12 protein-coding genes are annotated in these 13,470 nt (G+C 61.3%); 1 reads left to right on the plus strand and 11 read right to left on the minus strand.

The genetic code is table 11. The annotated features are described in order from the left end of the window. Positions 1-2 precede the first annotated feature (2 nt). The 11 genes from OGM81_07955 to OGM81_08005 all read right to left on the minus strand — a co-directional run bounded on the left by OGM81_07955 (position 3) and on the right by OGM81_08005 (position 11,949). Positions 3-983: a glycosyltransferase gene (locus OGM81_07955; protein UYJ42286.1), complete on the minus strand. Its 981-nt coding sequence runs from the start codon at positions 981-983 to the stop codon at positions 3-5. Positions 984-986: 3 nt separating this feature from the next. Further along, positions 987-2,009: a glycosyltransferase gene (locus tag OGM81_07960; protein UYJ42287.1), complete on the minus strand. Its 1,023-nt coding sequence runs from the start codon at positions 2,007-2,009 to the stop codon at positions 987-989. 19 nt (positions 2,010-2,028) lie between these two features. Further along, positions 2,029-3,033, minus strand: coding sequence for a glycosyltransferase (locus tag OGM81_07965; GenBank protein UYJ42288.1), 1,005 nt, complete (start codon positions 3,031-3,033; stop codon positions 2,029-2,031). After that, positions 3,030-4,304, minus strand: coding sequence for a glycosyltransferase family 4 protein (locus OGM81_07970; GenBank protein ID UYJ42289.1), 1,275 nt, complete (start codon positions 4,302-4,304; stop codon positions 3,030-3,032). The genes OGM81_07965 and OGM81_07970 overlap by 4 nt, the downstream gene beginning before the upstream one ends. A gap of 89 nt (positions 4,305-4,393) precedes the next feature. Continuing rightward, positions 4,394-5,608 (minus strand): hypothetical protein, encoded by a 1,215-nt coding sequence (locus tag OGM81_07975; GenBank protein UYJ42290.1) that lies wholly within the window; start codon positions 5,606-5,608, stop codon positions 4,394-4,396. Then, positions 5,608-6,612, minus strand: a complete 1,005-nt coding sequence (locus OGM81_07980; GenBank protein UYJ42291.1) for a glycosyltransferase — start codon at positions 6,610-6,612, stop codon at positions 5,608-5,610. Before OGM81_07980 ends, OGM81_07975 begins: the two co-directional genes overlap by 1 nt. Further along, positions 6,609-7,724 (minus strand): glycosyltransferase, encoded by a 1,116-nt coding sequence (locus OGM81_07985; GenBank protein ID UYJ42292.1) that lies wholly within the window; start codon positions 7,722-7,724, stop codon positions 6,609-6,611. The genes OGM81_07980 and OGM81_07985 overlap by 4 nt, the downstream gene beginning before the upstream one ends. Then, positions 7,724-8,599: a polyphosphate kinase 2 family protein gene (locus OGM81_07990; protein ID UYJ42293.1), complete on the minus strand. Its 876-nt coding sequence runs from the start codon at positions 8,597-8,599 to the stop codon at positions 7,724-7,726. Before OGM81_07990 ends, OGM81_07985 begins: the two co-directional genes overlap by 1 nt. A 317-nt stretch (positions 8,600-8,916) precedes the next feature. Then, positions 8,917-9,891, minus strand: coding sequence for a hypothetical protein (locus tag OGM81_07995; GenBank protein UYJ42294.1), 975 nt, complete (start codon positions 9,889-9,891; stop codon positions 8,917-8,919). Further along, positions 9,881-10,363 (minus strand): RNA polymerase sigma factor, encoded by a 483-nt coding sequence (locus OGM81_08000; GenBank protein ID UYJ42295.1) that lies wholly within the window; start codon positions 10,361-10,363, stop codon positions 9,881-9,883. Before OGM81_08000 ends, OGM81_07995 begins: the two co-directional genes overlap by 11 nt. A 251-nt stretch (positions 10,364-10,614) precedes the next feature. Beyond that, entirely contained in the window at positions 10,615-11,949 is a 1,335-nt protein-coding gene (locus OGM81_08005; GenBank protein UYJ42296.1) for a sodium:alanine symporter family protein, read from the minus strand. 232 nt (positions 11,950-12,181) lie between these two features. On the opposite strand from OGM81_08005, the gene OGM81_08010 reads away from it, so the two are divergent. Then, the gene (locus tag OGM81_08010) at positions 12,182-13,450 is read left to right on the plus strand and encodes a hypothetical protein (protein UYJ42297.1); all 1,269 of its coding nucleotides are present in this window, start codon (positions 12,182-12,184) and stop codon (positions 13,448-13,450) included. Positions 13,451-13,470 lie beyond the last annotated feature (20 nt).

Below are 13,470 nucleotides of genomic sequence, written 5' to 3' on the forward strand. Positions count from 1 at the left end.
AATTATTTTTTGATCGGGCACAAACTCTCCGCACTCATCATGGCCCAGCGGGCGGCGGAAAGTTTCTCGGTCATCTTCATCTGGCGGCAGTTGGGCAGGTAGCTGATGAGCCCCTGCATCAAAAACTGCTCCTTGCTGATGGCCTTTACCAGCTGCGGGGTGGGGTTCTGGCGCACCTTGGCACACAGGAAGAGATACCGCCGCCAGCAGGCTGCATAGGCGGCATCGATCACCGCGCGGTCAGCACCGTTTTCCACATAGAAGCGGTAGCGGTCGGCCAGGCCGTCCACAGCGTCAAAGGCTTCGGGCTTGGTGTTAGTGCGGCAGATGCTGCCGCCGCGCAGCCGGTAGTGGTACAGCACCTTGTCCACGCAGACGACCTTGTCGCACCGCCAGAACAGGCGGTGGGCCACAAAGTCATCCTCGTGCAGGCGGCCTTCGGGGTAGTGCAGCAGCTTCCAGACCTCGGCGCGGTAGAGCTTGTTCCAGGCAACGGTGTACACGGTGCCGTTGGGGGTGTAAAACTCATTCAGCAGGTCTTTGCCGCAGAAAACGCCCTCGGCGTTGGGGCGGGTATAGCTGGCAGGATCGCAGCTCTTGCCGTTCTCCTGCACGTCCTCCACGGAGCAAAGCGACATGTAGGCGTCATTTTTCTCGCAGGCGGCGTACAGGGTGTGCAGGTAGCCGGGGCAGACCACATCGTCCGAGTCCACAAAGGCGTAGTAGCGGCCGCGGGCGGCGTCGATGCCGGTGTTGCGGGCGGCGGACAGGCCCTGATTCTCCTGGTGGAAGACCCGCACACGCTTGTCCTTGGCGGCAAACTCATCGCACATTTCGGCGCAGCCGTCGGTGGCGCCGTCGTCCACCAGCAGCACCTCAAAGGGCACTTCCACTTCCTGCTTCAGGATGCTGTCCACGCACTCTTTCAGGTACGGTTTGGTATTGTAGATCGGTACGATCACGCTGATTCCGATATGTTCCATCGTTTATTTCCCCTTCCTCTTTGCTGTCAGGCGTCCCCAGGCCGTGGCGGCCCCGTAAAAGGCCGATGGATTGGCACTGAACAGGACAAGCCGTACTTTTTCCCCCGCCGACAGCAGCGGGCTGCGCATCAGGTCCGGCACAACGGCATCCAGATGCTTTTTATGTGCCATAAACTGGTCTTTCAGATCGTTCAGATTGCCAGCCGTGCCGGATTGGCACCAGAACTGGTAAAACAGCCGCCAGTAGCAGGCCGTGGCCCATTGCTGGTATTCCGTGCGGTCTGGTTTGGCGGCAAAATATTGCAGCCAATCCCAGTACATGCGCAGGTCATCCAGCTTGCGCGGCGGGAAGCCGGCCGTGGTGATCTGCCCCGCGCGGGTGCGGTAATGGTAGAGCGTATCACCCAGGCAGTTGCATTTCTCACCCTCAAACACGCGGTGCAGCACGCTGGCGTCGTCGCCAAAAAGCATCGTTTCATCGTAATGGATGCCTTTGTCTTTAAACAGGCGCGCATCAAACAGCTTGTTCCAGCTCAGCGGTCCGTAAAAGCTGCCGGTCTTAAACGCATCCAGTAAAAGCTCCTGGGCGTCATGCACGCCCCGCAAGTCACTGGTGACGACGCGGCCCTCAATTTTGATGCCGTCCTCGTCGATGCAATCGCCCGTGCAGGCGGCCAGCCGCACGCCGGGGGCCTGTACAGCGGCGTAGAGTTTCTCATACATATCCGGCGCGATCAAATCGTCGGAATCGACAAAGCCGATGTAGTCGCCGCGGGCGTTGTCCAGTCCCATGTTGCTGGCGCTGGCAGGGCCGCCGTTCTCCTTGTGGAAAACGCGGATGCGGGCATCGGTCTTGGCCAGTGCATCGGCGACCTCGCCGCTGTTATCGGGGCTGCCGTCGTCGACCAGCAGCAGTTCAAAATCGGTAAACGTCTGGGCCAGGATGCTTTGCACGGTCAGCGGCAGATAATGCCCGGTTTTGTAAACCGTGGTGATAATGCTGATTTTGGGGTGATCCATCGCCATGGCGGACTCCTTTTATCATTTACAAAAATCGCTGTTTGGCCAGCGTGTAGGCAGCCAGCAACCCCGGCGCGCGCAGCGCCAGCCCCAGCTTGTAGGGCAGGGCCAGCAGGCGGTTGGGGTCGTTTTGCAGCCGCGCCCGCAACGCCGCGCGGGCATCGGCATCAGCCAAAATGCGGGCAAATACATCCCGCCGTTGTTTATAGGTTAAACTGCCCTTGCAGCCGGTCAGCAGCCCGTACTGGTTGATGCAGGCACGCACCCGGCTGGTTTGCAGGTAGGGGGCGGGGTCAATGCCGTTTTGGGTCAGCAGAGCTTCCAGCGCCGGGCGGGTGATGGCCTCGGCATCCAGCAAGTCTCCCCGCAGTGAGCGGGAAAGGCTGCCGATCCCTACATCGTTTTGTTTATAGTATACACCATGCAGGCAATAAATGGCAGAGCCATTTTGTAAAAATTGCAGATTAAACAAAACATCTTCGTTGATCTGCAGCCGCGGGTCGAACCGCAGCGCCCCTATCACGGTCCGGCGGAACAGTTTGGGGTAGGGGGCCGCCAGCAGGCCGCTGGTAAACAGCAGCGGCTCCAGCGCAGCGCCCAATGCGGACAGATCCGGGTAAAAGCCTGGTGCCAGCACCCCGGTGGTGTCGCCGCCGCTGGCCCGGCACAGGTGAAACAGCAGCAGGTCGGCTTTTTGGGCGGTGTCATCCAGCGCGGCCAGCTCGTCCCACAGGCCGGGCAGCAGTTCGTCGTCGGCGTCTAAAAACAGCACCCAGTCGCCGGTAGCGGCGTCCAGCCCGGTGCTGCGGGCCGCACCCGCGCCGCCGTTTGCACGGTGCAGCGCGGTGATGCGGGGGTCAGCGGAGGCCAGCTCGTCGCAAAGCGTGCCGGTCGAATCCGGGCTTCCGTCGTCCACCAATAATAGCCGGGTATCGGCTGGCGCACCGCACAGAGTGGAATCCACAGCCCGGCGCAGCGTGGCAGCGGCTTTATAACAGGGGATGATGATGGTGACAGCGCCGATCCTCACTGGGCATCCCCCTTCAAAATCGTTTCGTAAATGCCCACCAGCGCGGCGGCGTTGGCGGCGGCATCGTGGGTGTGCAGGGCACGGGCGCGGGCTGCCTGGCCCAGGGCCGTGCCGCCGTCGGGGGCGGTCAGCACCTGCAGCAGGCAGCGGGCCAGGGCGTCCGCGTCCTGGCTCTCGCCGTAAAGCAGCCCCTCGCGGCCGGCGGCCAGCATATCGGGGATGCCCCCGGCGTTGCTGGCCACGCAGGGCATGCCCAGCAGCATGGCCTCGCCCAGGCTGTTGGGGCTGTTCTCGCAACTGGAGGGCAGCAAAAACACGTCTGCCTCTAAGTACGCCTGGCGCATGGCGGCGGCATCCAGCGGGCCGGTATAATGCAGAGCATCAGCCACGCCCAGCTGCGCTGCCAGCCGCTTGCAGTAGAGTTTATAGGGGAACATGCGGTCGATGATGGGCCGCAGAAGCGGGCCTTTGTCCAGCGGCGGCCAGCCAGCAATGTGCAGCGTGGCACCGGGAAACTGTTGGCGCACGGCAGGCAGCGCCCGGATGACGGTGTGCAGGTTTTTCAGCGGGTAGTTGCCTTGGGGCAGAAACAGTACCGGCGCGCGGCCAAACTCCCGCGCATGCCACAGCGCCCCGGTGTAAAACAGGGGGCGCAGCGTCTCGTTGCAGGGGTAGTAGCGGGCGGCGGGGGCCAGGTCGGCGGCGGCGCGGCGGTCAAAGCCGGTGCGGCCGGTGACGCAGCGGGTCTTGCCCAGAACGGCGGCTTCTTTCTGCGCCAGAACGTCAAAATTGGCTTGCATGTTGTCCAGCAGTTCGCCGGGAATGACCTTATCAATGGTGTGCCACAGTCCGCCGGAATGGCGGTAGGCGTCGGGCACGCCGTCGCACAGGTGCGCCGCGCAGTCCCGCATCACGCCCTGGATGCTGATGAGCACCGGCAGGTTCGCCGCAGCGGCGGCATCCTGCATGGCGGCGGCTTCGGGGTACTCGGTGCCCCAAATATGCACAAGGTCGGGCTGCTCGGTTTGCAGCAGGGCGGCAAAACCATCGGCACCGGGCAGGATGCGGTAGCTTACGCCGTCCTGCTCCCCCTGCAAGGATGCTTTCTGGCGGGCATCGGTGCAGGCTACGGTCAGGCGCAGTTCCCCGTGGGGGCGCAGCGCTGCCAGCTGGCCGGTGAGCCAACTGCCGCTTACATCGCTGGCACCTGCCAGCCCGCAGGCAGCCGCCGCCTGCGGCAATACAGTTTTTACAAGCCAGAGGATGTGCATAAAGGTTGAGGTCCTTTCATGGAGTTGAGGTACGGCCCTCTCTGCGAGGGGGCTCCCGCGCAGAGGGAGCCAAAGAGCGATGCGGCTTACTAAATCCGCCCAATAAACGTCTGTGCCACTACTCCCGGCGTAAACTCCGGGTAGAGGGCGGCCACCTGTGCATAGGGCAAGCACTGCCCCTGCACGTCAGTCAGCCAGCGTCGCAGCGTGTCTACTACTTCCGGCGTTACGCCGTTCTTTTTGTGCAGCACCAGCGCCAGCGGATACTTCGCCAGGTAAGGCAGGGTGGGGTCGGTGTCGGTCACGGCCAGGTGCAACAGCGGCTTGCCGGTGCCCAAGTAGCTGAACAGCTTGCTGGGCATCTGGTTGTCAAAGGCGTTGCCAAGGCTGAGCAAAATGTCAGCCCCGCTTTCCAGCTCTGCCGCCTTTTCCGGCGGCAGCAAACCGGGGCGGACGAACCGTGCCCCCAAAACGCCCTGTGCCCTTTGCGCCGCCGCTTCAAACGGTTCCCACCCACGGCCGGCCATCGTCAGAGTCAGGTCGGGGGCGTTCAGCGCGGTAAACAATTCCAACGTAAAATCCGGCTTCCGTAACGTGGGGTACAAACTGCCGCAAAATACGCACCGCACCCCCTCGTGCGCAGGCACCGGCCCGCCCGGCAGTAAAACCGGGAAGCCCAGCACCTGCACCTTGCCGCGCCAGGAGGAAAGCGGCCCGCCCTCATAATCCGGCAGGGCCTGGGGCGTGATGAACGCTGTATCAATGGTTTGCAACAACTGCCCTTCCCGCGCGTAACCACCCGGGGCCGTGTAGTCTTTGTTGCTGGCGTAGGGGTCCAGCTGCCACAGCAGCTTTTTGCCGCCGATCTGCGCGGTCTCCAGCGCAAAGGCGGTGCGGTAGGGGGCACAGACGGCACACACCGCGTCGAAGTGAAATTCCGCGTCCAGCCGTTCCATTTCCCGGCGGCTGTCCACCGTGCGGCGGGGTGCATGCAGCACCAGTTGGCGGAACGCCGCCGCTACGGCCGTGGGGTGGGCCGCCAGCCGCAGCAGCCGCAGGGGCACTGGGTTGCCGGCCTTGGCACCGTTTTCCAGCGCATGGTTCATCAGCCGCTCATCGGCAAAGGCCAGTGTGTGCTGGCTGGCCCCGGCGGGCGGCGCGGGGGGCGGATTCTCGCCATCCCACAATTCCAACAGGTGGATCTCGTGCCCCTGGGCCAAAAGCTGCTCTGCCAGGCGGCAGGCCAGCTGTGCGTTGGCGCTGGCGGGGTTCTCTACCCGGTCTAACACAAATAAAATACGCATTACTGTCGATCTTTCAAATATTTGCGGCACACCTTGCGCCACAGTTTGGGCGCGTGTACGGTGGCCCAGGCCGATACTTTAATGGCAAAGGGCAGCTGTGGATTGCGGCCCAGCTGGCGGTCGTTCAGCCCGGCGGTGATGCCAATGCGCAGCTCACCCAGCTGCACGCGGTAAGGCTCAATGTCGGCACGGCGCAGGATCATGCTGGCCAGGTACACCAGCTTTTCATAGTAGAAAGCGTTGGCGCTTTGCTGCAGCACGGGCCACTGCCCGGGCACGCTGCCGCGAATCAGCGCAGCCGCGCGGCGCTGGTCATCGAGACTTTGGGGTGGCAGGCCCCGGCGGCTGGCGCTGTCGGCATGCTGGCGGTAGTGGTAGCCCGGCCAATCGCAAAAAGCACAGCCGGGCGCGGCGCAAAACGCCTGCCAGTTGGCCAGCAGGTCTTCGTTGTAGGCCAGGTCATTGTCCAGCATGGCGGGGGTCAGAAGCGTGGCGGAGTACAGCTTGTTCCACAGGCCGTAGTCCACGGCGTGGTCATGCAGCAGCGCGTCCAGATGCGCCGGGCCGTCCAGCCGCTTTACGGCGGCAGGGGGCGCGGCCTCGGCAGGCAGGGCATCGGCAAAGGTATCGTACCGGCAGCAGGCCAGCGGTAGGTGGGTCTCCTGCACCGCCTTATATAAGGTGGACAAAAACGCAGGGTGGTACAGATCATCCGCATCGCAGAACGCGATCCACTCGGCCCCGATCTCCAGTGCCCGGCGCAGCCCGGCGGTGCGGGCGGCACTCACCCCGCGCTGGGGCTGGTGGATGACGGTAAACCGCGCATCCCCGGCGGCCATATTGTCGCACAGCAGCGGCGATTCGTCCCGGGAGCCATCGTCCACCAGCACGCAGCAAAAGTCGTCAAACTGCTGGGCCGCGATGGCGTCCAGGCAATCCGGCAAATATTTGGCCGCGTTGTGTACGGGCACGATCACCGCAATGGTGCAGACCGGGGCGCTCATCGGGTCACCTCGGCATAGCGGCGCAGGTAGAACTCCTGCAAAATTTCGGCGCTGTGGTGGATGTCATACCCGGCCTCCACGGCCTTGCGGCGGGCGTCCGGGTCGCGGCGCAGGCTGGCCCCGGCGATGGTGTTCGCCCAGGCGGCTTCATCCTGCAGCGGCAAAAAATGCACGCGGTCGGTAAAGGCGGCGCCCTTGTCCACGGTGTCGGCCACAAAGCAGGGCAGTCCGGCGGTCTGAGCCTCTACCAGCACCACGGGCAGGCCCTCAAACAGGCTGGGCAGCAAAAAGGCGTCCATGGCGTCGTAAAAGCCCTGCATGTTGCTGCGCACTCCGGCAAAGATCACGCTGTCGCCAAGGCCCAACCTACGGGCCAGGTTTTGTATCTCTTCTATGTAGCCGGGCTCGCCGCCGCCCAGCAGCACCAGGCGGGCTTTGGGCAGACGGGCGCGCACAGCGGCAAAAATTTTCAACAGCCCAGGGTGGTTTTTCTGCGCCGAGAACCGCCCTACATGGCCAAATAAAATTTCGTTATCCGCTACGCCCAGTTCCCCGCGCAGCAAGGCGCGGCGCTGCGGGTCGCGGGCGGCAAAGCGGGCCGTGTCAATGCCGTTGGGCAGCACGGTGAAGGGGCTTTTGCCAAACAGCATCTCCCCGGCCTTCTGGCTGCAGGCGAAGCGGTCGGTCAGGCCTGCGTTGAAGCGGCTGCTCATGAGCTTATCCAGCCGGCCCACCAGGTTCGGCTCATAGGCAGTGTTGTGGCTGTGGCCCACCCGCACAGGGATGCCCGCCCGGAGTGCCACGGGGTTGTAAAACATGCCAAAGCCGCTGTAATGGCCGTGGATAATGCGCCACTCCGGGTGGGCGGCGAACAACTCGCGCAGTTCACGCAGATAGCGGGGCAGGTTATTGTCCTGCCGCACGGTCATTTTGTAGATATTGCCGCCTAATGTGCAGATCTCATCGTCAAAAAAGCACGGCTTATCGTAATGATACAAAAAGTCGAACTGCACCTTGTCCCGGTCGATGGTGCGGTAGACGTTCATCACAAAAGTCTCCATGCCGCCGGCGTCCATGGCGGGCATGACCTGTAAAACGCGGATGGGTACCATCAGCTGTTCTCGGCCTCCAATCGGGTGCGGCAGTCCTGCAAGTTCTGCTGCGCTTCGGTGCTCAAAACGGGGTAGTTGTGGCTGGTATGCTCCAGCGCGTCTACTACAATTTCACTCACGAGATACCGCGTGTACCATTTCTGGTCGGCGGGCAGGGCGTACCACGGGGCCTCCTTGGCGGCGGTGGCATCGATGACCTGCTCGTACAGGCGTTGATAATCGTCGAAATAGGCGCGCTCGGCCAGGTCGCTGGCGGAGAACTTCCAGTTTTTAGCGGGGTTATCGATGCGCTCCAAAAAGCGCTTTTTCTGCTCGTTTTTGGACACATGCAGGAAGATCTTCACCACGCGGTAGCTGTTCTCATAAAGATACTGCTCGTAATGGCGGATCTGGCGGTAGCGCTGGGCGAAAAACTCGTCCTTGTCCTGCTCCAGCACACGCGGGGCCATCTGGTAGCCTTTTTGCAGGTCGTGCAGCTGGACCACCAGCACATCCTCGTAGTAGCTGCGGTTGAAAATGGCGATGGACCCGCGGGCGGGCAGTGCCTTGTTGACCCGCCACAGGAAGTCGTGTTTCAACTCTTCGCTGTTAGGTTGTTTAAAACTGGTCACCTGCACGCCCTGGGGGTTCAGGCCGGACATCACATGTTTGATGGTGCTGTCCTTGCCGGCGGCGTCCATGGCCTGCAAAACGAAGATCAGTCCTTCGCGGCCGTCGGCATAAAAGGCGTCCTGCAAAGCGGCCATTTTTTGCAGGTTTTCGGTGGTCTTTGCCAGAATTTTCTCTTTGTCGATCCCGTCGGCCTTGCTGTTGGTAGCCAGTTTGTCCAGTCGGCACTTGCCGCTGCCGTCAAAACGATAGGAATCCGCTTTCATTCAGGTGCCCTCCCCGCAATGTATACTTATTTATAGTATACCCGTTTTTGCAGAAAGACGCAACCATGCGGGCATAAAAAAGGCTCCCCATGCAAAGGGGAGCCGTAGCGCAAAGCCTCCCTTGTGTAAAGGGAGGTGCCCCGAAGGGGCGGAGGGATTGTCCCGTTTGTCGGGCAAGCCGGTTTACAAAACAAGGCCACAATCCCCCAGTCAGCTTCGCTGACACCGCTTACGCGGCCGAACCTCTCTGTCGCTGCGCGACATCTCCCCGCACTGCGGGGAGTCACCCTTTACATAAGGGGGCCTTTGGCGGCTGCTTATTCAAACCCATCCAGTACTTGCCGCAGTGTTGCGCGGCAGTCATCCAGTGTGACCACGGAACCGTCGAAATAGTTGGAGACCGGCGTACAGGCCAGCTGATACAAAATGCCGTCTTTTTCAAAATAAGCCCGGCAGCTGCTCCAAGGGGAACTGTTGGGATTGCTGGTGCAAAGCGGTAGCAGGGCGGTGCAGCCGTTGGACATCTCGTAAGTTTCGCAATCCCAGGTAAGAGCGGCGCGTTTGTTGAAATAGTTTACGGCGGTGGTATCGGAAGAACCATCGCCCAAGTAGACAGTGCCCAGCAGTTCGATGCAGTAGCGGTAGTCATTCAGATAATCCAGCCGCTTAAAGCACAGTTTTTCAGGGGCATTTTTGCCAACGGGAACAAAGCCGACTTGGGCGGAGGAGACATCGGTCCAATAGCCATTCTCGGCGATGATCTTGCTGTGCAGCCGTATGGCAGGTTCTTCTTCACCGGCGTCCAACACAGGGTTCTCCGGCAGCGGAAGCCCAGTGGCTTCAGCCATGGCAGACCAACTCTCGTATCCGCGGGAAGCGTTGCTGTAAGTGGTGCGCCCGTCGCTGCCCGTGAGATAGAGATAACCGTCAAAGTGTCCACTCATGGGCAGTGTTCCATCTTCAGCGGTTTCCAAATCGTGGTTGGCCTGCATCCCGGCCCACAGGTCGGCAGGCAGGGTGTAATACTGTCGCTCATAGCTGATAGCATACCCGGCGGTGGCGTCAGGGGCAAAGCTGGGGCGGGGGTTCGTGCGCAGGTCGGTGAACTGTGCGCCCGTGGCGGCCACCCCGGCGGCAATCAGCAGCGGCGCGGCCAGACACAGCCACAAATGGCGGCGGTGCGGCTTGGCGGGTAAATTTTCGGCCACCGCAGGCCACAGGTCCACCGGGGCAGGGTGCAGGTCAGCAGAGAATTTTTCGTGCAGAAATTGTTCATCGCGGTCAAAGGTCATCGTGTTCACCCTCCTTTAAAGTGGCGGCCAGTTTGGCTTTGGCCCGGCTGTAGCGGGTGCGTAAGTAGGGCGCGGGCAGCCCGTGGATGCGCGCCAGCGCGGCGTAGTCCATGCCGTCCAGCACCCGCTCCAGCATCAGGGCACGGTCCAGGGGGGACAGCGCGTTTAAGGCGGCGCGCAGTTCGTCGCTGATGCCGGGGTCCTGCTCCAACGGCTGCGGAGTGGGGTAGTTGGCGGCGCGTTTGGCTGCCCGCAGCATGTCCAGCGCCGTACGGTAGGCAATGCGGTACAGCCAGGCGCGGATGTTATTTTCACCCTCGCGCAGGGTGTGGCGGCGCTGCCAGGCCTTGATAAAGGTTTGCTGCACGGCGTCCTGGGCGTCATGTTCACTGCCCAGGATGCCGGTGCAGTAGCGCAGCAGCGCCGGGGTGTAGGTGCGGACAAGTTTTTCCAGATCCTGCTCTGTCTGCATGGCGGGCCTCCTTTCTTTGGGTTTCACCCTTATAACGCCGATGGGGGAGGGTTTGTATCAACTTTTTATGATTTTGTTGAAGGCGGTGGTTTTCGGTGTCCGTCACCTTGTGGCGGACACCTCGGAACGAGCGGGACTTTTCTGGTACTCTTTTGGTAACAAAAGAGTACGCATAGCGGCCGGATGCCGTTAAAAAAGTGGCTCACCGCAAGGTGGTGAGCCACGTAAAAGCTGCTATTAAAAACTAAAAATCATTCCTTATCAATGGCCGCCACAACCCCCGAAAGTGCCAGCAGTGCCAGCAGGTTGGGCACGGCCATCAGGCCGTTGAAGAAGTCCGCCATGGCCCACACAAGGTCCACTTTCAGCGTAGAGCCGACCAAAATGAACACCACTACGATGACGCTGTACACCGGCAGGGCTTTCTCACCAAACAGGGCCTTGAAGTTGGACTGGCCGAAGAAGTACCACCCAATGATGGTGGAGAACGCGAAGAAGAACATGCAGATGGCGATAAACACTGGACCGAACCCGCCGAACGCCTGGCTGAACGCTGCCTGGGTCAGGGAGGTGCCGGTCAGCCCCTCGGGGATCAGGCCGGAGGTGATGAGCACCAGGCCGGTCAGGGTCAGCACCACGAAGGTGTCGATGAACACGCCCAGGATGGCCACGGCGCCCTGCTCACGCGGGTGGTTGACCTTAGCCAGTGCGTGGGCGTGCGGGGTCGAGCCCATGCCGGCCTCATTGGAGAACAGGCCGCGGGCCACGCCAAAGCGCATCGCCTGCTGCACGGTCACACCGGCCACGCCGCCGGCCATCGCCTGCGGGTTGAACGCCAGCACAAAGATCTGCGTAAAGGCATTGGGCAGCGCCTTGTAGTTCATGACCAGGATCACCACGCAGCCCACAATGTAAAACGCCGCCATGATGGGCACGATCTTTTCGGTCACAGCGGCAATGCGCTGCACGCCGCCCAGGAAGATGAACGCTGCGATCAAGGCTACGACAATGCCCACGGCCAGATGGCTCATGCCAAAGGCGTTATGGAACGCATCACCGATGGAGTTGGACTGTACCATGTTGCCCATGAAGCCCAGCGCCAGAATAATAAGTACCGAGAATACGCCCGCCAGCACCTTGCCAAAGGTGCCCTTGAACGCCGCGCGGATGTAGTACGCCGGGCCGCCGGTGACTTTGCCGTTGACGGTGGTGCGATAACGCTGGGCCAGCACGGCCTCGGCGTAAATCGTCGCCATGCCGAAGAACGCCGATACCCACACCCAGAACAGCGCGCCCGGGCCGCCGCTGACCAGCGCCGTGGCGCAGCCGGTGATGTTGCCGGTGCCCACCTGGGCCGCAATGGCCGTGGCTAATGCCTGGAAGCTGCTCATTCCCTGGTCATCGGCCTTTTTGCCCCGCAGGGTGAAGTTGCCGAAAACGCGGTGGAACCCCTCGCCAAAGCGGCGTAGCTGTACGCCCCGCAGCCGGATGGTGAAAAACACGCCGGTGCCGACCAGCAGGAACAACAGCAGTGAATTCCACAGAATATCGCTGGCCTGCTCAATGGCCGCCGTAAAAATTGTCATGCAAAATACCCCTCTTCTTACATCTTGTCTTTTATACACTTACCTCTGCCCGCTTTGCGCGGACAATGTAACTACTATACTATGCTTTCTCAATAAAGTCAAGTGTATTTATATAGTGAACATACCAGAGAAAAAAGTTGTAAATTCTCCCGAAAAAGCGCAGAATTGAAACAACTCTGTCACAACTGTGGGGTATCCTGCAGCTAAACCGAACGCGAAAGGAGAACACATCATGAACAAGCTGCTGCCCTTTGCCCTGGCTTTGGCGCTGGCCCTGCCCGGCTGCGCCGCAGGCGATACCGCGCCCCAGCCCCCGGAGACACCCACCACCACCACCGAGACCGCCGCAGAGGCCCCGGCCGAGAGCACCCTGCCCGGTCTTGCGGGCCGCCTGCGCCAAACGAGTTATGATACCGCCGCCGTGGGGCAGACGTTCTACGGCATGATGAGCACCTACGATGAGGAGACCTTGACCAGCGTCTACACCATAATTGCAACCGACACCGCGGCCAACACCCAGCAGAAAGCGGCCGAGCTGGAGACCCAGGGTTACTATACCAGTCTGGCCGCCTGGCAGGACGGCCTGGAACTGTACATTGACGATTGGTTGGATGAGACCGGCCAGCCCGTGACGAACAGTTACCAGAATGGCGAGATAACCAGCTGGCGCTATAAGATCGACCCCGCCACCGGCCAGATGGAGCGGCTGGAAGTGGAAGGTGCGCCGTATTCCCCGCAATGGCAGGACGACGCGGCTGTGTACGCCGAGCGGAGCATGGGCCAGTGGATCGAATGTATCAACCGGCTGGATCACGCCACCGGCCAGCAGGTGGACCTGCCTCTGCCGTCCCAGACGCAGAACGTATATGATGCCATCGGGCAGCGCTGGCTGATCGGCCGTATCATCAGCCCCGGCCCCATGCCGGATTACACCACCGACCGGGATGCCTTTTTTGCCATGTGGCAGAACTCTCAGCTGGAGATCGACCTGTACGACCCTGCCACCCGCGCCTGCGAAAAGCTGTTCGAGACCCCCTGCTGCGACGGGGAGAAGTGGATGTACAGCGGCCAGCGGGACGGCGTACCGTACTTTATCCACTATACCGCGACGGAGGACCAGAGCTACACCATGGCGGTGGGGCTGGACAAGCTGGAAAACGGCACCATGACGACCGTGTACACCCCGCAAAGCGATCAATGGCCGGAGTTTGAAAGTTACGGTCAGGACGGAGAAAACCGCTGGGTCGTGGAATATCTGCGGGACAGCATTGCAATTTATGATTTGGCAGACGGCCAGACCTACACCCCGACGGTCGACCACGATAATTATATAGGCTATCCCATACAGCTGCTGCCCGATGACCGTGTGGTCGTGACCAACGACTGGTACGAGACGACCGCCGCCACCGACAGACAGCCCGCCCTGGTGACCATCGACATGACCGCCTACCTCAACGGCAGTACCGACTACACCCCGATAGAAATGTACACGGGCAAGTAAATCAAGTAAATGCAAACGCG

The organism is Oscillospiraceae bacterium, from assembly GCA_025758045.1.
Taxonomy (GTDB): domain Bacteria; phylum Bacillota; class Clostridia; order Oscillospirales; family Ruminococcaceae; genus Gemmiger.